General features: G+C 37.4%; 19 protein-coding genes. All 19 read right to left on the bottom strand.

What is annotated here, in order from left to right:
- Positions 1 to 2112 carry a carbamoyltransferase HypF gene (gene hypF, locus NITER_RS02700; RefSeq protein WP_084276038.1) on the bottom strand — a complete coding sequence of 704 codons (2112 nt, stop codon included), beginning with the start codon at positions 2110 to 2112 and terminating at the stop codon, positions 1 to 3.
- Entirely contained in the window at positions 2109 to 3869 is a 1761-nt protein-coding gene (locus tag NITER_RS02695; RefSeq protein ID WP_084276039.1) for a carbamoyltransferase HypF, read from the bottom strand. The genes hypF and NITER_RS02695 overlap by 4 nt, the downstream gene beginning before the upstream one ends.
- The gene (locus NITER_RS02690) at positions 3853 to 4407 is read right to left on the bottom strand and encodes a HyaD/HybD family hydrogenase maturation endopeptidase (RefSeq protein ID WP_281847937.1); all 555 of its coding nucleotides are present in this window, start codon (positions 4405 to 4407) and stop codon (positions 3853 to 3855) included. Before NITER_RS02690 ends, NITER_RS02695 begins: the two co-directional genes overlap by 17 nt.
- Positions 4407 to 5108, bottom strand: a complete 702-nt coding sequence (locus NITER_RS02685; RefSeq protein ID WP_281847936.1) for a cytochrome b/b6 domain-containing protein — start codon at positions 5106 to 5108, stop codon at positions 4407 to 4409. Before NITER_RS02685 ends, NITER_RS02690 begins: the two co-directional genes overlap by 1 nt.
- A gap of 10 nt (positions 5109 to 5118) precedes the next feature.
- Positions 5119 to 6843 (bottom strand): nickel-dependent hydrogenase large subunit, encoded by a 1725-nt coding sequence (locus tag NITER_RS02680; RefSeq protein WP_281847935.1) that lies wholly within the window; start codon positions 6841 to 6843, stop codon positions 5119 to 5121.
- A complete protein-coding gene (locus NITER_RS02675) occupies positions 6843 to 8069 on the bottom strand; it encodes a hydrogenase small subunit (RefSeq protein WP_084276044.1) in 1227 nt (408 codons plus the stop codon). Before NITER_RS02675 ends, NITER_RS02680 begins: the two co-directional genes overlap by 1 nt.
- Before the next feature lie 110 nt (positions 8070 to 8179).
- Complete coding sequence (locus NITER_RS02670) at positions 8180 to 9379, bottom strand: nickel-dependent hydrogenase large subunit (RefSeq protein ID WP_084276045.1); 1200 nt, start codon at positions 9377 to 9379, stop codon at positions 8180 to 8182.
- The gene (locus NITER_RS02665) at positions 9369 to 10208 is read right to left on the bottom strand and encodes an NADH-quinone oxidoreductase subunit B family protein (protein ID WP_084276047.1); all 840 of its coding nucleotides are present in this window, start codon (positions 10206 to 10208) and stop codon (positions 9369 to 9371) included. Before NITER_RS02665 ends, NITER_RS02670 begins: the two co-directional genes overlap by 11 nt.
- Positions 10201 to 10791, bottom strand: a complete 591-nt coding sequence (locus NITER_RS02660) for a TetR/AcrR family transcriptional regulator (protein WP_084276049.1) — start codon at positions 10789 to 10791, stop codon at positions 10201 to 10203. Before NITER_RS02660 ends, NITER_RS02665 begins: the two co-directional genes overlap by 8 nt.
- Positions 10791 to 11030: a hypothetical protein gene (locus NITER_RS02655; protein WP_084276050.1), complete on the bottom strand. Its 240-nt coding sequence runs from the start codon at positions 11028 to 11030 to the stop codon at positions 10791 to 10793. The genes NITER_RS02660 and NITER_RS02655 overlap by 1 nt, the downstream gene beginning before the upstream one ends.
- Positions 11027 to 11962, bottom strand: a complete 936-nt coding sequence (gene hemC / locus NITER_RS02650) for a hydroxymethylbilane synthase (protein ID WP_084276052.1) — start codon at positions 11960 to 11962, stop codon at positions 11027 to 11029. Before hemC ends, NITER_RS02655 begins: the two co-directional genes overlap by 4 nt.
- Positions 11959 to 12825, bottom strand: a complete 867-nt coding sequence (locus NITER_RS02645; protein WP_159445326.1) for a DsbA family protein — start codon at positions 12823 to 12825, stop codon at positions 11959 to 11961. Before NITER_RS02645 ends, hemC begins: the two co-directional genes overlap by 4 nt.
- Positions 12794 to 13183 (bottom strand): FxsA family protein, encoded by a 390-nt coding sequence (locus tag NITER_RS02640; protein ID WP_084276055.1) that lies wholly within the window; start codon positions 13181 to 13183, stop codon positions 12794 to 12796. Before NITER_RS02640 ends, NITER_RS02645 begins: the two co-directional genes overlap by 32 nt.
- 42 nt (positions 13184 to 13225) lie before the next feature.
- On the bottom strand, positions 13226 to 14929 hold the full coding sequence (locus NITER_RS02635) for a proline--tRNA ligase (protein ID WP_084276057.1): 1704 nt from the start codon (positions 14927 to 14929) through the stop codon (positions 13226 to 13228).
- Position 14930: 1 nt separating this feature from the next.
- Positions 14931 to 16229 (bottom strand): glutamyl-tRNA reductase, encoded by a 1299-nt coding sequence (gene hemA / locus NITER_RS02630; RefSeq protein ID WP_084276058.1) that lies wholly within the window; start codon positions 16227 to 16229, stop codon positions 14931 to 14933.
- On the bottom strand, positions 16229 to 17116 hold the full coding sequence (locus tag NITER_RS02625; RefSeq protein ID WP_084276060.1) for a polyprenyl synthetase family protein: 888 nt from the start codon (positions 17114 to 17116) through the stop codon (positions 16229 to 16231). Before NITER_RS02625 ends, hemA begins: the two co-directional genes overlap by 1 nt.
- Before the next feature lie 9 nt (positions 17117 to 17125).
- Complete coding sequence (locus NITER_RS02620; protein WP_084276062.1) at positions 17126 to 17404, bottom strand: DUF2018 family protein; 279 nt, start codon at positions 17402 to 17404, stop codon at positions 17126 to 17128.
- Positions 17405 to 17442: 38 nt separating this feature from the next.
- On the bottom strand, positions 17443 to 20520 hold the full coding sequence (locus NITER_RS02615; RefSeq protein ID WP_084276064.1) for an efflux RND transporter permease subunit: 3078 nt from the start codon (positions 20518 to 20520) through the stop codon (positions 17443 to 17445).
- 8 nt (positions 20521 to 20528) lie between these two features.
- Complete coding sequence (locus NITER_RS02610) at positions 20529 to 20810, bottom strand: hypothetical protein (protein WP_084276066.1); 282 nt, start codon at positions 20808 to 20810, stop codon at positions 20529 to 20531.
- Position 20811 lies beyond the last annotated feature (1 nt).

Here is a 20811-nt window from a genome sequence, read left to right as displayed (position 1 = left end):
TCATTTATAGTTTTCGAGAGCATACCAGAGTTGTCCCAGGCTGATTCCCCCATCATTTATAGGGATTTGTGTTGGAAAGAAGTAAGGGATGCTGTTTTGTTGCAGTTTTTTGATAGTATTTTCCAGTAAAGTTTTGTTTTGAAAGACGCCTCCGCTCAAAATAACCGGGAGTTTCTCTCTTTTTGCGATTTCGACAATAATAGCAGTAAGAGTATTTAAAAATTTCGTAGGAATATCTGCTTTTTTATCCTTGATAAGGGATAGAAAATCTATTGTAATGATCCCATCGTGAATATAAAACTCATATCGATCCTCTCTGGCTTGATATGCTTTTTCTACCAAGAGTCCGGTATAGCCTTCATACTCTTGGTATGTACAAAGCCCTGCCAGAAAAGCAACCGCATCAAAGAGTCTTCCAACGGAGCTCGTTTCAAAGCAGTTGATATTTTTTTCATAAGCAAGATTAAAGAGCTTGTCTTCTATTTCAAAACCATATTTTTTTAATAGGCTCCAAGCAATAAGCCTGATATCTTTAATAGCCTTTTCGCCACCAGCAATTTTTAGATAGTCAAAATGGTATTTTCTTTCATCACCTACAAACACCTCCCCACCCCATACTTTCCCATCATCACCATATCCAGTTCCATCCCAACTAAATCCCAAAAAGAGATTTTGTGACAGAGGATGGTGTGTAAGCTCCATCTCTGCCTTCGCAGCATAGATATGAGCCAAATGGTGTTGCATCTCGACAGTTGTAATATCCAAAGATTTTGCATACTGCGTAGTCTCATATCCCGGGTGTTTGTCGCATACGACAACTTCCGGTGAAAAATCGTAGATCTTTTTGAAATCTTCAATCACTTGTATAAAATAGTTATAGCTTTGAATATTTTTAATATCTCCAATATAAGGGGAGAGGATGATATTGTTTGAAAAACCAAGAGAAATTGTATTTTTTTGTCTAGCACCTACCGCTAAGATTGCAGGAAGCTGTTTAGAGAGATAAAAACTTTTTGGACCATATCCCCTGCTGAGTCTATAAAATAGTGGCCTATTATCTATACCAACTACCACACTGTCATCGCAACTTCGAACAATCTCTCGATTGTAATATAAAACTTTTTGCGTAAATCTTTTAATATTCTCTTCATCTTTAACAATTGGCTCATCCGAGATATTTGCACTTGTGACCACAAGAGGCGAATCAATCAAAGAAAAGAGGAGATAGTAAATAGGCGAATAGGGTAAAAATACTCCAAGCCTATCGATATCAGGTGCTACATCCGCAAAAATTTTTTTTGCTTTGACGATGACTATAGGGCGCTCTTTGGATGTAATAAGATTTTCTTCATATTCATTAATATGACAGACCTCTTTTATTTTCCCAATCGATTTAAACATAAGAGCAAAGGGTTTTTTAGGTCTTCTTTTGATTTGTCGGAGTTTGCAAGCAGATTTTGGCAAACAGACAAGATGGTATCCCCCTACTCCTTTGATAGCAACAATCTCACCAGTTAGAATATCCTTTACAACTGCTTCGATTGCTTCATATCCGCTCAATGATTCATAAAAGAGTTTAGGACCACAACTGTTACATCCAATCGGCTGTGCATGAAAAAAGCGACTATTTGGATCATGATATTCTCTTTGACACTCTTGGCACATAGGAAACTTAGCCATGGATGTGTTCTTTCGGTCATAGGGAAGATCTTTTATGATAGTAAATCTTGGACCGCAATTGGTACAGTTGATGAGAGGATAACGGTAACGTCTGCTTTGAGGATCAAAAAGATCTTGTAAGCACGCATCACAAATAGAGATATCTGGGGATAAAAAAGTCTCTTTTTGCCCCTCTTGGCTTTTGAAAATTGTAAAACTTTGGAAATTTTGTTTTGGAGTACTTTGGATTTGCAAAGAGAAGATTTTGGCAAGAGGCGGAAGGTTTGATTGAAGATGCTCTAGAAAAAGCTCCTCATTCTCACCCTCTATAACAATCTCTACACCATCGCTACAGTTACGGATGAACCCTGTGAGTCCAAGTTTATTGGCCAGTTTGTAGACAAAGGGACGAAAGCCCACTCCTTGGACGATCCCTTTGACAAATATTCTCATTGCACTCCCACAAGAGCGCTTTCGTTATCAATCGGATACTCGATATTTACCTTTGTCATAGGGGCATTTCTTGTAAACCTGCTAAAAAATGCACTGTTCGCGATAAAGGCTCCACATAGAACAATATGATTTGCCTTTGTTTCTCTATAGATTGAGACAGCTTGATTGCTTAGAAAATCACCTAATGATTCAAAAATGGAGTAGGCTATGAGCTTAGTATCAGCATCAGCCAAAACGAAACTCATGATAGATGCATAAAAACTTGAGTAATCAAAACTATTCTCCTCTACCCTGCAGTCAATACTTACTCCGCCTTTTCCTCCAAATGAGAAGCTTAGTTTATTGAATGAGTCGAGATTACCATCAAAACCTATTAGTCTAGCTGCTTTCAAGATAAAATTTTTCTGCTTTTCAAAAGCTTCATAACGCTTGGGAAATCTCTTTTGAAACTGCTCGACCACCTTTCGTTTTGGTTCAAACTTTATCTCGCCAAAATCGAAGACCTCTTTTGTAACCTGTTTTTTATAGAAGAACTTGACTCTGTTGAAAAAATAGACCCCAACAGTTGGTTCAGTTATCCCATGCTCTTTGAGGACGCTTTCAAAAACGGCTCTTGCCAAGTCTTGTACCCTTATGGAGGAGTGTTCTATGGGCTCTTCTTGAAATACTGTGATAGAGTCTGTCTCTACCTCTTTAAAATGTTCTACTTTATCGATGATACCGTTATGGAGCAAAAAAGATCCTATAAGAGCCGTTTTGGAACTGTTGCAATATTTTGGAAACAAAGATTCACTATTGGGGCGAAAAAAGGAGAAGTGTTTATTGATAAAATATTTTGGCGCTTCGTAAAATGTTATAGGAAGATCAAAATCGATGAAAAGATCCGCATCCTCTTTCTCATCAAAATAGCAAAAATCCTCATTGAGTGAAGCCATAAGAAGGGTTGTAAAACCATCCCATACACCGCACGCTTCTACAATTTCGCCACTACTTGATGTGAGATAGAGTTGGGGTCTTTCAATACTAAAAAGAGCTCTTTTTTCCATTGGCAAAACCAAAAACTCTTCATTTAGACGGTTGATAAGCACATAGCTTTGGTTGTCTTTTTCCAAATAGAATCGCTTATATCCTCTAAATGTTTTTATGCGAACCCTCTTCCCATCTTTGAGTGCATTGGCGGCAATGTCAAAGATCTGTTTATACTCCTCCTCTTCATTGGCAAACAGAACTTTTGAGCCTTTTTTGTCGGTAAGTTTGATAGGGATATTGCACTCTGTACAGGTAATGAGCGGATAGTTTTCGCGAAAAGGATTTGACTCTAGTTCTTCTTGGCACTCGTTACAGGGTTTGAAAAAATTTAACAGCGTATTTGGTCTTTCAAATGGATAGTGAATAAGAAAGCCACTTTGATAGCCACAAGAGTTACAGCTGGTAAATGGATAGTAGTATCTTCTTGAAGAGGGATCTAACATCTCTTTGATGCAGTTTGGACAAAGAGCGATAGAGGATGGAATATATGTAAGTGAGCCTTTTGATGGAGGATTTTCTTCACAAACTTGGACAATTTTAAAAAAGATGGAGTTATAAAGATGCTCATCCAGAGCTTTTGTAAACTCTTCAATATTTTCCTCAAATGTTACATAAATAAAGGGAAATTTTATTTCCAATTTTATAGAAGTATTTGTAAGTTCTGCAACTGCATGAATACGCTTTAAAAAATATGTTGTATGGGAATGATACTCAAACTGTAATGTCATTACACTCTTTCATTGAGGGGTTTGCATACTCAAAGATAATCGAGTCAAGCGTTTTATTGGCTCTTCTTTGATATTGAATACCGTTTTTTTCCAGCTCTTGCAAAAGCGTTTGTATGTAGCTGTCAAAAGATTCTCGCATGGTATCCGTTAAACCAATACCAACGCTTTCGATATCTTTTGGCACGATTCCAATAATATTCACTTGTGCGATGGATTCAAGCATACTGCAAATCTCAAGCATCTCCACAACTTCAACTTCATGTGCTGTTTTTCTATACTCTCCAAGCCCCAGTAAAACCTCACTAGGGAGATTATATATGGAGCCTGGAGCATCTTCGATGGAGACTGTATCCAATATCACTACTTTATCGTACTCTTGATAGTAGCGCATAAGTTTAAACCCCAGTGTCCCTCCATCGATAATTTCTACATCATCATCAAAGACAAAATTCTTCTCAAGATATTTTGAGGCATATACCCCAATACCCTCATCCATGAACAAAATATTGCCAATTCCTATAATTGCCGTCTTCAACATCACCCTTTTTTAAATTTATATCCACCAAAAACTATGGCAATATCTCCCTCTCTCCAAAAGATCGTTCTCCATACCACATAGTAGATATGAAACATAATCCACACTAAGATAAAATACATTGTCATATGATGCACATACCGCACATCAATTTTTGTCCCGCCACAGACCGGTACTGTCCAATCAGTTACCAAATGCAATAGCCATGGCCACCAAGATCCTATACTACTCATTCCAGATTCCAGACCGTGTACATAAAGTTGAAGACCCGTTAGAAGCATCCAGGCTAAAAGTAGATGGAAAATAGTGAAATAGACCACATGAAAACTGTCTTCATGACTGCTGTCAAATCTTTTGACGCGATTGAGTGTGATCAGATTGATAAAAACTTCCCAAAACTCTTTGAGGTTTTTTCCGTTTGGAATGAGTTTTTTGACAGGTTTTTCAAATCTGCTGAAAAAATAGAGATATGCAATGACGATAGAGCTTACATCAAAAATTATCGCTGCATAAAAATGGATCCATCTATTCCATGCCATAACAAATTTTTGAACAGCAGGCTCACTAATCATTGTTTGATAATATGGATGGCCGATATAAAATCCGGTTATAACAGCCGCTACCATACATAAAGCCACTACCCAGTGATTGAGACGCATAAAGAGCGTCATTCGTTTTACTCTTTGAAATTTTTGCTGTTTCATGCTAGCCCCCTTAAATTGAGCAAGAGGTATTCACTTTAAACTCACCTAAACTTTTTCCTTTTGTATCCACAATATGCACCGCACACGCAATACATGGGTCAAAGCTGTGAATTGTTCGCAAAATCTCCAATGGCTCTTCAGGCTTTGCCACTTTTGTACTGATCAAGCTCGCTTCGTAGGCACCCATTCTGTTTTTATAGTCTCTTGGCGCAGCGTTCCAAGTAGATGGTACTACTGCTTGATAGTTTTCCACTTTGCCATCTTTGATTTTTACCCAGTGTCCCAATGCTCCCCGTGGAGCCTCTTCGAGTCCATACCCTTGTGCATTTTTACTTACATAATCAAAATCAAATTCTGTCCATGTTGATAAATCTCCTGCTGCAACATTGGCTGCTAACTCATCAACCCAATCAAACATAATATCTGCCATCATTTCAGTCTCAATCGCTCTTGCTGCGGTTCGACCAACAGTTGAGAAGAGCACTTTTGCAGGAAGATTTGCATTTTTCAAAAATCTATTGACATATTCACTGATTCTTTTATCACCTTTGGTATATCCCACAACCATTCTTGCAAGCGGTCCAACCTCTACTCTTGTATCATCATAGATTGGAGATTTGATCCAGGAGTATTTTCCTTTGGTATCAAGATAGGCAATTCCTTTTTCTTTTTTGCCAAATCCTGTGTAGTTTGGAAGGGTTTGTCCATCAAATGGGTGAAGTGGCTCGTTTCCGTGATACCAAGAGTGCGTTACATCTTCAGCCACTTTTTCTTGATCAAACTCTTGATATTTTCCATCGATTACAAGTCCACTTGGAAAAAGGAGTTCTGATTTGTAAAAGCCATTGTCTTGAAGTCGAAAACCGCCATAAGCCATGTAATTTTTCAGACCTGCGCCTGTACCGTCAAGTGCTTCATCACCATACATAGTACCTGCCATATAGATATCTGGAAGATAGGCACCTTTGATAAATCGCGTAAAACCTTTAAGCAAGTCTTTATACAGAGCAATTCGTGCAGGGTTTTTAATATCCTGTACACAAGTGACGCCACCAACTACAATACTCTGTGGGTGTGGGTTCTTTCCGCCAAAGATAGCCATCATCTTTGCAGCATCTCTTTGCAAATCGAGAGCCTGAAGATAGTGCGTAACCGCCAATAGGTTTTGTTCTGGGGTTAGTTTATAGTGTGGATTTCCCCAGTATCCTTTTGCAAAAAGACCAAGCCGACCCTGTTTGACAAATTTTTTGAGTCGATCTTGCACCTCTTTAAACTTTGCACTGTCTGCAACATATGGAGTGGTTCCGGCAGCATTTGCCCATTTTTTTGCTTCATCCACAGTTTTGCTTGGGTCAGCTTCCAAAGCTTTTGTGATATCGACCCAGTCAAGCGCATGAAGATGATAAAAGTGCACAACATGATCATGCAGATAGAGTGCTCCTTGGATGAGGTTTCTGACAATTCTTGCGTTTTTTGGAATAGTCACACCAAAAGCATGTTCGACTGCTTCTATGCTTCTTTGATAGTGTGTTCCGGTACATACCCCACATATTCGCATAGCAAGCAGACCACAATCTCTTGGATCACGCCCCTTTAAAATCTCTTCAATACCTCGAAACATTGTTGAAGAGCTGTATGCATCCACAATTGTATTGTTTTCATCGATAATGGCTTCGATTCTTAAATGCCCCTCTATTCTTGTTATTGGATCAACGACAATATGTTTTGTACCCATTACTCTTCTCCTTCGCTTTTCTTACCTGCAACCGCACTTGCTGCAGCATGAATCGCAATTCCCACACCAGCAGCAGTCAAAAGACCCAGTCCAAACTCATCCACACTCTTTTCTACTCCACCGCCGGGAGCCATTTTTATATTTGCATCTGCCATAGGTCTTTCATATGCGTACTTATCCCAAAATCCAGGCTCACTGCACCCAATACATCCATGCCCGGAGCCAATAGGCCAGTTAACTGATTCATTGTAGCGAACGATGGAACAGTTGTTAAATGTCATAGGACCTTTACATCCCATTTTATAAAGACAGAAGTTGTTTTTTGCACCTTCATCGCCCCACTCCTCTACGAACTCTCCTGCATCAAAGTGTGCCCTTCTTTCACAGTTGTCGTGGATTCTGTATCCAAAGGCAAATTTTGGTCGAAGCAGTGAATCAAGCTCCGGAATTTGACCAGTAAGAACATAGTGCAAAATTACTCCAACCATATTTGCAGGATTTGCCGGGCATGCTGGAATATTGATAATTGGCTTATCATTAACAACATCCATAACCCCAACAGCTCCTGTTGGATTTGGAGCAGCTGCTGGAACGCCACCAAATGTCGCACATGTTCCAACGGCTACAATGGCTGCTGCATCATTGGCCACTCTTTTGAGATGCTCTTCAAAAGTTTCACCACCAGCGCCGATCGTACACCACTCCCTACCGGGACCTACAGGAATAGCACCTTCAACAAAAAGGAGATATTTTCCTTTAAAATGCTCTATCGCATCTTCAAGCTGCGCTTCTGCCTGGTGACCTGCTGCAGCCATAAGTGTCTCTTGAAATTCCAGTGAGATAATTTCTAAAATGATATCGTCCACTTTTGGTCCATCACTTCTAATAAAAGCTTCCGAGTTTCCGGCACAATCTTGCAGTTCTATCCAAATTACAGGCACTCTTGTCATCAGTTCAGCAGCTTCGGCTACAAGAGGAGTAAAAGAGCTAGGAAGCATAAGCATTGCAGTCGTTGCACTCGCCCACTTTAAAAAGTCTCTTCTACTGACTCCTTCATCTTCCAAAATCTCTTTAATGGAGATTTTACGAAGCGGCTCAATTTTTTTAAGCTCTTCAAGCCTCGCTTTGCACTGCTCATAGAGTCTTGCATAGTAGGCTTCACCTCTGTTTGTCTCGACCCGGGCACTCTTGGTTGTAAAGAGCGAGCGAAGGTGTTCTCTATTCATAGTCTCTCCTTCTGATTGAATACTCATTCATCTATTGTACAATTTTCAACTTATAAGATTTTTAAATAATTGTCACTTTTTACTAAATCTTCTATATTTTTGGGACTAAATTAATGAGTAGTACAGACGCTACATATATCAAAGCTGCGAAAGATTAACTCTGCAGTTTTTGTATCTTTTAGGCCTTGAATAGCTTTTCTCGCAACGCCTGGATATTCTTTAGTACCTTGCAAAAGGTTCCATTGTGTAGGTGTAATAATTTGATATTTGGCAATAGTTCCATTTTCAACCCATACTCTGTGTATCAAAGATCCTCTTGCAGCTTCAACTACTCCCATTCCATAACCATCTTTTTGTTTGTTATCAATACAAGAAGGCTCGCTTAGGAGAATTGAATCGAGAAGCTGCTCTAATATTTTCATAATTACATCAATCTCTACTACACGTGCAGCAACTCTTGTTACCAGAGCATCTTTAAAGCGTCTATGCAACTGCATTATAAGTGGATAACGTAAAAGTAGCATGCGTGCAAGTGGCCCAGTCTCATAAAATCTTCCTCGATACGTAACTGAAATATCAGTTTCTTTAATAAATTTAACAGAAATAGGTTTTACACTCGTTTTTAATATTTTTGCAGGTTTTATTAAGCTATTCTCTCCTAATACCACAAACCTGTCATAACTCTGCCCAACCGTAGAGTAAGTAATTAGTTTTCTCAATATATTTCCAAAGTCACTCTTTTCTTTCAATATATCTTTTAAATCGGTACAATTTTTAAAAAGTTGCATCTTAATAGTATCTTTTGCTTGTGCTAAATAGTTTTTTGCTTTAAAAATTTCAATAGTTGTAGGATCACATGTTACTCCACCTGGCAACATATATGAATTATGGGGATACTGTCCACCAAACAGTGCAATTATTTTATTGATATTTACAATTGCAGGCTGTATAGCAAAAAATCTCACATTGTCCAATAAAAATGGAGCGATAACGAGATAAAACCATTTCAAATGATTTTGCAAAATTTCACAAAATGTTGTAATTTCCCTAATTGTTTTTGCCTTTTGTGTCGGTATGATTCCAAACGCGTTTTCTAAAGCTTCTACTGTAGCTCGAAGATGGGCATGTCCGCAAATACCACATATCCTAGGATTTATAACAAGTGCATCAAGTGGATCTTTGCCTAATAATATTTTTTCGATACCGCGATAGTGCAAAAACTCTATTTCAACATCTTCAATAATTGTTTCATTCCACTTATAGTGAAGATATACTTCTCCTTCGACTTTTTGTAAAATTTCAATCTTCATCAATAACTCTTTTATGCAGTCTTGGTATGTGAAAGCTTTTTGCAATTCCTGTAAGTGTTAAATAGGCTCGTTTTGGTACGCCTAGAGGCATTTTTACAGGTATCCCCATATGAGTTTTAGTTTTAAAGAGATTATTGGATGGAAATGTTGGTTCAGTACACCCAAAACACGGAGTTCCAATACGTGTTTTTGAACTTACACCATTCCACAAAATTCTATTACAACTACCATGTGTAAAAGGAGCTTGACACCCCTGCTCATAAAAAAGACACCCCTCTTGTGTACCAAAACTTTTTGCATCAACCTTCCACTCGAAATACTCATTACGTGTACAGCCACTATGAACTGTATATCCATAGATCTCTTTTGGTCTTTGGAAAGTATCTTTTTTTACATTTTCCCCATTTTTTATCGCTAAAAGTGCAAATGCTATCCATTCAGGATGTGCAGGGCATCCAGGAATATTTATAAGTTCAATTGAATCAATTTGCTTCTCTTTTGCAAAATTAATTCCTCTTTCACCAAGTATTCCACCATATACTGCACAACTGCCAATTGCTACAACATGCTTGGCTTGTTTTCTTAGTCTATGAAAAAGCTCAACAAAATCACAACCACCCCTATCTATTTTGCCGTATGCACCCTCTACAATCAATATATCAAAGGGTTCTTCAAAGTAACACAATTGTGTAATATGTAAGGGGGAAGGAAGAAGAGGATGGTATAAAAAAGTAATTTCATCTAAAAGCTGGGATAGTTGCTCGTAGTGTAAAAAAGAGTGAGTGTTTCCGTTACAAGTGATACCCTGGAGCCATATAGCTCTAGCCACTTTTTAAAGCCCTATAGATATTCTCAGCAACATCTTGCTGATAGAATGACAACTCATTTGGAAGCATTCCTTCACCTTTCAAGTAAGCCATCCCACCAAGATAACCCATAAAAAGTCCAAAAGCACTAAAGAAGTCTTGATCTTTTAATTCACCAGAGCTCACACCCTCTTCAAAGAGTATCATTATCTCTGTTACAAAAGGACTGACACAGACCATACCCTCACACCCATCTTTAAAGATCTCTTTGTGCGAGAGATAGATACGCAAAAAATATTCAATGAGTTCTGAGCGCTTTTCAACCATCTCAAAATAGAATGCAACTATCTTTTCTATCTTTTCTTTCACGCTTATTGGCTCAAGATTGATCTGTCTTATTTGATTGCCTAAAATTTTAGAGATATAGAGCATAAGTTCCTTGGCTAGAGCATCTTTGGAAGAGAAGTAGTTATAGAGATTTCCAACACTCATACCCATCTCTTTAGCAATATCTGATATGGTAATTTCGTAGTATCCTTTTTTTGCAAAAAGAGCCAAAGCCGTATCCATTATAGCCTGTTTTTTCTCTTCTTTTCTCTTTCGCATTACTTATTGCACTCCACTTGTATACTATATCCTTTTTTTACATATTTTTTACTAAGGATTTTATATCCTTTAGGACCGCATTGATAATCAGCTTTTTCTAAACAGAGATCATAATTATTGCCACACTCTAGGCTATACACACCACTACGTGATTTGAATAGTTTTTGATTGAGTCGTACATGATGAAAGCATCCTGCAAAAAATATTACAATGAAAAGAAGAGAAACAATTTTTCTCATCTCTTATGCTCCGCAAAGGCTATCTCTTCAGCCCTTTTCAAGATCTCTTGTGCACCATTTTCTATCATGGATTGTGCTAATTCTTTGCCAAGATCACTATAATTTTCAACATTTCCAATAATTTTATCTTTAAGAAGCTCTGAACCATCAGGCATACCTATCACTGCTTTGGTAATAATATCACCATTATCAAGAAGTTGCGCTCTCACACCAATAGGCACCTGGCATCCACCTTGTAATGTATCAACAAATTCTCGTTCAATTTCTGTCTCAATTTGTGATTTTTTATCATTCAAGGTCTCTACAACCTCCAAAACCTCTGGAACACACTCAATCCCTAAAGCAGCCTGCCCCATTGCTGGAATCATCAAATTTTCATCAATTGGCTTAACAAAACGTACACTTTCTAAAAATCCTAATCTCTTCAAACCAGCATACGCCAATATAATGGCATCAAACTCTCCATTTTTGAGCTTTTTAATTCTTGTATCTACATTACCACGCAAGTCTTTAATCTGTAGATCGGGTCTATAGTGGAGTAGCTGCATGCGACGGCGCAGACTTGTAGTCCCCACAACTGCATTTGGAGGCAGATCTTCAATACTCTCATACTTTTCGCTCAAAAAAGCATCATTAACCACTTCTCTTTTTGTTATAGCTCCAAGCATAAGCCCTTGAGGGAGTTGTGTAGGTACATCTTTGAGGCTATGTACTGCTAAGTGCGCCTCACCTCTAAGCATCGCATCTTCTAACTCTTTTGTAAAAAGTCCCTTACCTCCAATAAGAGCTAATGGGGTATCAAGAATCTTATCACCTTTTGTTTTAAAAATTTGTAGCTCTACCTCATGCCCCATATCTTCAAGGAGTGATTTTATATGATTTGATTGCCACAATGCAAGTTTACTCCCACGCGTTGCAATAATAAGTCTCATTTTTTACTCTTTACTTCTTTTTTATTTTTTGGAATAAACTTTTTGTACGCCTCTCTTTTAGGATCATACTTGCCATCTACAAAAAGCGTAGGCGTTCCATGAATCATGAGATATTGGGATTTTTTTCTATCTTCATTAAGCTCTTGTAAAACCCATGGTTGATTGATCTGCTTCGTTGTTAGTTTTACTCCCAACTTTTTATCAAGTTCTTCTAAAACTTTGCTCTCATCATGCTCTTCATAATTAAATTCTGTTTTGTAGATTTTTTCAATAATATCTTTTTTGCCCTGCTTTTTGAGATAGATAATTGCTTTTGCAAGAGGCACGGAAGCTGGATGAAGCGACTGTATAGGGAGATGATAGTAGTAGAGTGCAAAAATATCTGGATATTTTTTTGCAACTTCAAAAAGTTCTGGTACAACTTCACGACAGAAAGGACAGAGAGGATCACTAAAAACCACAAGTTTATGTTTAGCATCTTTATTCCCAAAAATATGATGTTTTTCATCATAAAAGCTCTTATCCAAGCTCAATACTATACGCTCTTTGAGGCTTCTATTTGTCTTGATATCTACAAGATCTGGAGCAACAAATCGATCTTTTACGAAAATAGTATCTCTTTGTGAGAGATTTTGCTCACTATCACCTCTTTTTATACCTATATTAAATGCAATGATATATGCATCCCAGCCCTTGAGACGACGCACTGGCTGCTTTTCAATAATTTTTACATCATACACTTTAAGATCTGGGTTCTGGCTAAGTCCTCTTTTTACAAATTTAATAACATCTTTATCTGTAGCTGCACTCAGGCTCAAGCTCAAAGCTACACTAATGCTCAATAATCTCCACATCAATGACATTATCATCCTCCCTTTTCTTCCTAGATTTCAACTTTAAGATTTTTTTAGCAATAAATGTAGAAAAAACACCAAATTGCATAAGTATTCCTATTATATCAGTAAAAAAGCCCGGAATTATTAAAAGAATAGCCCCTACAAGCATCGAGAGATTCATACTCTCAAACTCTTCCATAGTTATCTCACCATTTGCTAATGCTTGCATTGTTGCCATCATTTGAATATGCATATTGCGAATAATCCAAAATCCATAGACAGCACTTGTAACAATCTCTACAAAAGTCCAAAAAGGGCCTATTGCACTAGCAATCTGCACTGATACAAAAGTTTCTATAAAAAGATAGAGCAAAAAATAGAGCAACGCTTCTTCCTCATACTTTTTTGAGAGTATAATATTTTTTGATTAATGAAGGTATCTCATCAACTCTTCGATAGCCTCTTCTTTTGGAACATCGAGTTTTTGAAGAGTTTTCCTATCTACTAGCTGAACTTTACCCTCTTTAAGAGCTTTCCCAACAATCAGGGCATAGGGATAGCCAATAAGTTCAAAATCTTTGATTTTGGCACCAAATCTGTCTGCTCTATCATCGAGGACTACTTCTACCCCTTTATCCAAAAGTTTTTGGTAAAGTTCTTCACCTAATTCACTTTGCTCACTATCTTTTATATTTGAAACAATTATGCATACTTCATAAGGAGCAATCTCTTTGGGCCAGATACAGCCTCGCTCATCATGGTTTTGCTCAATAGCTGCAGCTACAAGGCGACTCACACCTATACCGTATGTACCCATTACAAAAGGTTTTGCTTTGCCATCTCTATCTAAAAATGTTGCATTCATTGCAGCGCTATAGCGAGTACCCAATTGAAAGATATGACCTACTTCGATACCTTTTGTAAGCTTCATCACTGCACCACACTCTGGACAGAGATCACCCTCTTTGACCTGGACAATATCAGCAAAAAGAGCCTCATCAAAGTGGGAAAGATCAGCCCCTATGAGATGATAGTCTTTGCGATTACCACCACAAATAAGCCCTTTGGCACCTTTGAGATCTTCATCAAGCACTATGCGACACTGCTGCTCATAAGGAGCTATAAATCCAGGAACAATGCCAGCTTCTTGTAGCTCCTCCTCACTCACATCAACAAGTTCATTTGCACCAATAGCATTGGCAGCTTTGATCTCTTGGAGTTCATCGCTTCCTCGTAAAAAGAAGATAACTATCTCTTCACTCTCATCATATATAGCCTTTTTTGCAACCGCTTTTACAAAATAGTAAGGATGAACTTTGAAAAAATCGCTGAGCTCTTCAATAGATGTAAGTCCAGGAGTATAGAAAGGTTCAAAATTGCTAAATTCAGGGGCTTCTACTGGAGGCACAGGCTTTTTACGCTTAGCAGCCTCTACATTGGCAGCATATTCACATGCACTACAGACTGCAATCGTATCTTCACCACTATTAGCAATTACCATAAACTCTTTACTTGCACTCCCACCAATTGCTCCAACATCTGCCTCAACTGCTCTAAAGGTGAGTCCAAGCCTTGTAAAAATCTTTTTATATGTCTCTTCCATTAAAGCATACTCTCTTTGCATATCTTCAATACTTTCATGAAAAGAGTATCCATCTTTCATGATAAACTCTCTCCCACGCAGCAACCCAAAGCGCGGTCTTGCTTCATCACGAAATTTGAGATTTATCTGATAGAGATTGAGAGGTAGCTGTTTATAGCTTGTCACTCTTCCTCGCACCAATGCTACCATCATCTCTTCATGTGTAGGTCCTAATACAAAGCAATTCTCCTTACGATCTTTAAACCGCAGGAGCTCTTTTCCATATTTTGCAAATCTTCCACTCTCTTCCCAAAGTTCACAAGGAGTTACAAATCCAAGCTGTACCTCTTGGCAACCCGCTTTATCAAGCTCTTCTTTGATAATTGATCGTATTTTGTCTAAAACTCTTTTGCCAAAGGGGAGAAAGTTATAAATACCGCTTGCTACTTGATTAATAAAACCTCCACGGACTAAGTAGATATGGCTTGGAAGGACTGCATCTTTTGGTGCTTCTTTGGTAGTTGGAACAAAAGCCTTGCTTAATCTCACTCTAACTCCTTAAGTTCATATAGTATTCACACTTATAGCGATTAAGTCCCACTTCATCTTCGATTTCGAAAAAAAACTTTATCGCCTCAACAATTGTGTCAGCACTTGGCTCATCTGCTATGGACTTGAGTCTCTTTGTAGGGTCATGTAAAAATCTATTGAAAGCGTTATGCAAAAGCTTCTCTATATTTTTTTGCTGCTCTTTTGGAATAAACCCTTTTTTTATAGCTTTTTGCAACTCTGCAAGAGCAGCATTTTTGGCTTGTGCTCGGATCTCTTTGATAATTGGCTCTATTTCAAGTGTTTGGAGCCATTTAAAAAACTCTTTCACATAGTGTCCAACAATCTTATACGCATTACGTGCCTGCTCTTCGCGAAAAGCCATATTCTTATCTACAATCTCTTTAAGATCATCCACTGCATAGATAGCAATATTTTCTATATCCATCTCTTCAATATCGCGTGGGATTGCCATATCAAACCAAAGCCTTGCAAAATCTCTTCTTTCAACCATATTTTTAGTAATAATCGGATCAGAAGAAGATGTTGCAGTAAAAAGCAGTCTATAATTATTTATGAGGTGAGGGAGCTCTGGTGTTGTTGCTACTTGTATGTTTTTATCAATCTCATATGCTATTTTTTTAGTTTTTTCCTCACTACGTCCAACTAAAATAACATTACAACCATGTGTCAAGAGATGCTTTGCTGCAAGGGTTCCCATCTCTCCAGTTCCTATCACAAGTGCTGTAAACCCTCCCAAATTTCCAAGCCTATCTTTTGCCAATGCCACTGCAGCGCTTGCGACAGAAACGGGATTTTTTGAAATATCAGTAGATGTACGTACCTCTTTTGCACATTTAAAAGCATAGTGCATAACACGTCCTAGTTTTTGCGCACACCACCCTTTCTCATAAGCCTCTTTATAAGCATCTTTGAGTTGCCCTACAATTTGCGTTTCACCAACTACAAGACTATCAAGCCCACTTGCAACACTAAAGATATGGTGTACTGCACCATTATCCTCATAGACATCAGCTCTCCCCTCAAGCTCTTCTATGTTTATTCCAGAAACTTTTGCAAGAATTTCCAAGACCGATTCTGTGGATCTGAAAGGATCTTTCGAGCTTGCTATGATTTCTACCCTATTACAGGTTGAGAGGATTATTACTTCATTAATACTATCTTTTGTTAAAATCTCATTTGCTACAAATTCTCGTCTCTCTTCTTGGCTGAGTGCAAGTTTTTCTCGTGTGACAATATCGGAGTTTTTATGTGAAAAGCTAATAACAAGATAGTGCATTAATATGTCCTCTCAATCAAGGAGCTCATAATCTCATGAAGCCTCTCATCCTCTTCATCCAGTATCGCCATTGCCTCTTTGCCAAGAATTCTTGCTTTTTCTTTTGTTCTTTCTAATGCTCCAGTAGCAGTAAACTTTTCTTTGAGCCAATCTTTTTCCTCTTCACTCAGATCTTTTTTAAATAGTTTTAAAAGCTTCTCTTTTTCATCAGCAGACAAAGCGTGGTAGAGGTAGATATAGGGGAGCGTACTTTTTCCTTCTTTGAGATCATGCAAAGCAGGCTTACCAAGCGTCGATGCATCTTGTATAATATCGAGAATATCATCAACTATCTGAAAAGCAAGTCCCAAGTTTTTACCATAGAGCCCATATTTTTCGCTCTCTTTGCCTGCCAAAATCGCAGCTGCTTTAGCGCTCGCTTCAATTAAAGATGCAGTTTTTTTATAAATCATATCAAAATAGGCATCTTCATTAGTATTAAAACTCTTAGCAAGCTGTACATCTAAAAGCTCTCCAAGACTAAGAAGTGTTACAGCATTAGAAACAATCTGGGGTATAGGATGAGGCAGTTTTGTCAATTCAAAAAAGGCTTTTGAATAGAGGATATCTCCCATCATAATAGCTGGCTTATTTCCAAAAATCGCATTAATAGAAGCAACACCTCTGCGCATCATCGCATCATCAATAACATCATCGTGCAAAAGACTCGCTGCATGAATCATCTCTATAACAGCAGCTAAAAACTCTCCCTCTTTGCTAGGAACTATCTGCAAAATAAGTTTACTACGCAACATCTTACCTGCAGGAATTTTTGCAAAAAGCTCTTGGACATACGCATCATCAAGATCTGCAATAAATCCCTCTATTATCTCTTTCACCCTCTGCAACGATCTTCCTTATTCACTTTGGCTCAAAATTTTCCCCATATATTCAATATAAAGAGAGTTTAGTTTATTTTCTAGTTCCTTTTTTTTGCTCTCATCATAAAGAACTTGCTGTACCTCTTTTTCTACATCAAGCCCACATTTTTGCTCTATAATAAGCTCTAATGCGGCCATCCACTCCATAATGTTTTCAAGTTCTCCTTCAACTACGTTGCGATTAGCATGAAAAACAATATCTAAAAATCTACTTTTTGGTGTCCCGCCTAAAACATCATCATCTTCAAAATACATTTCTCCCTCCTTTATGCAATGTGTAGTATAGCAAATTTTTACCTTATGCGTTTTACTAAAACAAAGAGTAATGGGACTATCAAAAGATTAATTATTGTAGCCCAACCAATACCAAATCCAAGTGTCACAGCCATAGGTTGGAGTATGAGGCTTTGTCCACTTGCAAAAAACATGAGTGTGGCTAGTCCTAAAATAGTTGTGATGGAAGTTAGCAGTATCGGACGTACACGAAGGGTTGCTCTTTTAATAACACACTCTAAGTTTGTACATTTTCTAATAAAATCAATCATAATAAGCCCATCATTTACCACAACCCCAGCAAGTCCCACAAGACCAAGGAGTCCCGGCATTGTCAGATTAAGTCCTAAGATTTTATTTCCAATTAATACTCCCAATAAAGAAAGAGGAATAACACTCAAAACAATAAGCGAATACAAAACTGAATTAAACATCCAGACAAGTGCAGCAAAAATCAAAAAGACAGCAATAATAAATGCACGAATAATCTCTCGCATCAACTTTTTATTCTCTTTTTGCTCCCCTTTTATTTTTACTCCAATACCTAATTTTTGAATTTTCTCTAAAACAGGGGTAATGCGATCATAAAACTCTGCAGAAGTGAGCTTCTTTTTATCTAAAGATCCATATACAGTACGAATCTTTTTACCATTTTCTTTAATAATGTCATAGAAGTGTTCGATTGTTATAAACTGCGCTATATCCTGTAAACGCACTTTTTGCATACTATTTGGAACATCTATGAGGAGATCTTTAAAAGCCGAATAATCATCTTTGCTCATTGATTGCAGCTTCACATAGATGAGCTTATTGTACTTAAACATCTTTGCAACTTCTGCATCAAGATATAAGGCTTGGAGATATTTTGCAAGATACCCTTCTGTAATTCCTAGCTTTGCTGCATAGTCATTGAGTTTGAGCTTGAGCTCTTTTTCACCCTCTTTTGCATCATCTGTTATATTATAAACCCCATCAATTTTTTGCATAGCTTCTTCTAATAGTTTGATAGCTTGTAAAACATCTTTTGGATGCTCATACTCCAAGCTTATTTCTATGTCACTCTTTACTATTCCAGCTTGTGGAACAACTACAGCAATCTCTTCAATAGGAGGATGCTTGAACTTTTGTACTAGTTTTTGCAGATCTTTAGCTATCTCTTTTGCACTGCGAGTACGGAGCATATCCGAGCTGTCATACTCAATAGAAAAGATAGGGGTTATAAATTTATCAACAAAATTTTGGGGCTTGAGCTCATGGAGATTCACAAAAACATGAAAGAGATTTGCCCCTGTTTGTGCATTATTTTTCGCATCAAGTTTCATCCCTACAATTGCAGTCACGGAACTGACTTCATCTTTTTTCACGCTTTGCAAAATGGCCTGCTCCAAAGGCTTCAAAATCTTTTCTGTATCTTCTACATCATTATTGACATTCACGCGACCTGTAATATAAATCTGCGTAGTATCAAAACTAGGAAAGAGTTGAAACTTTGTCTGCTTGAGCATTACAACTGTTGCAATTACAATACCACCTACTAAAAATATGAGACTGAGATATTTTTTTTGCAATAAAAATGCAAGTACTTTTGCATAGAATGTATAAATCTTATGCCAAAAAGAACTACTTTCTCTCTTTTTTGTCACACGTAAAAAATCTTTAGCATGGAGTGGCAAAAAATAGAATGCTTCAAATAAAGAACTTAAAAGTAAAATAGAGATAATCACAGGGAGTATTTTTATAAAAGCCCCCATTTCACCACTAATAATTAAAAGGGGTAAAAATGCAAAGATCGTTGTCGAAGTAGCAGTAAGGACTGCAGGAAACATCTCCAAAGCCCCATTAATGGCAGCAGTTTTTGGATCGTCTCCATTTTCTAAATGCCTATAGATATTTTCAGCAACAACAATCGCTTCATCTACAAGCATTCCCAAAGCAATAAGAGCTCCAAAGAGTGAGAGCATATTGAGGCTATAACCAAGAAACTCTAAAGATATGAGCCCAATCATAAAGCTAACAGGAATTCCCATTCCCACAACAATGGCTATTCGCCAATCCACAGTTAATAGCAAGGCTGTAAAAACTAAGATAAGACCAAAGAAGAGATTGGATGTTACAGTATTGAGTCGATTGCGAATCCAGATAGAAGTATCAGTATAAACTTTAAATTCAAATCCTGGATACTCCTTTTCATACGTATGCAGTATCTGCTTAATCTTTTTTACAAGCTCTATTGCATTGCCATTTTTTGTTTTAGTTACATTGATAGAAATATTTGGCTTGCCATTAAAGTGTGAGAGCATTTGCGGATCACTCAAAGTAAACACAACTTTTGCAATATCTGCAAGCCTTACCTTTTTAGAGCCTATTTTTAAAATGAGATTTCGTAGCTCTTCTACCCTCTTTTTCCCGTTTTCTGTGGTAAGAAAGAAATGATCTCCTCTTTGCTGAATCGAGCCGATAGGAAAGATTGTAGCAATTTGCTGAATGAGTTCAGCAATTTGAGTGGTATTAAGATGCAAAGCATCTATTTTTTTCTTTAATAGTTTAATTTGTAATTCATCCTCTCTCCATCCTCTAATATCAATATCACTTAATTCCTTGATGGAACTGAGTTCACTTTTGAGTTTATCTGCGACTCCCAAAAGCTTTCTCGTATCCTCTTTTGTAGCAATTGCTATGAGCACAAGAGGAAAACTCTTTTTTAAAATTGTAGCGGTAGGCTCATCCATATCTGGAGGAAGATCTTTTTTTATTTTAGCAATCTTATCTTTTACATCATTGAGTACTATGAGATTATCTGCCCCCTCTTTGATATCTGATATGATAGTAAAACGCCCATTTTTAACAATCGCATCAATATCACTGAGATTTTGTACATTTTTGAGTTCATCTTCAAGATTTTCTACGACCATTTTGTCAAGTGTCTGCGCACTCGCCCCACTATACCCACCAGTAATAAAAATCTTATCCAAAGTTATAGGTGGAAAAATCTCTTTTGGAACATTTTGATATGCAAAAATAGAAAGAATAAATATCAATAATAAAAAAATGTGATTAAGCGCAGCTTTTTCAATAGCAAACTCTAAAAATTTTCTCATCAATTTCCTTAAAACATCGTATCTAAAACCTGATTTTTATAGCGTTCATATTCGAGTTGTTGGCGCAAAAGTCTATTTTCCTCTTTAAGAATTTCATAGTTATCAAGAAGTGTATTGATAGTGCGGCTTTTGTAGTAGATCTGATTGCTTAAATAGATTTTTGGAAAAATAAGTGCTATGATGAGAACTACACTGAGTATAACAAGAATAAAGAAAGTGCCATCAAGCTCTTTTTTACTACTTATTTCATCAATGGAGTCGAGAAGATCTTTTTTTTCTACTTTTTCCATA

It is taken from the genome of Nitratiruptor tergarcus DSM 16512 (genome assembly GCF_027946175.1).
Classification (GTDB): Bacteria; Campylobacterota; Campylobacteria; order Campylobacterales; family Nitratiruptoraceae; genus Nitratiruptor; species Nitratiruptor tergarcus.
Note: the sequence above shows the minus strand (reverse complement) of the source record. Positions and strands in the feature narration are given on the sequence as shown.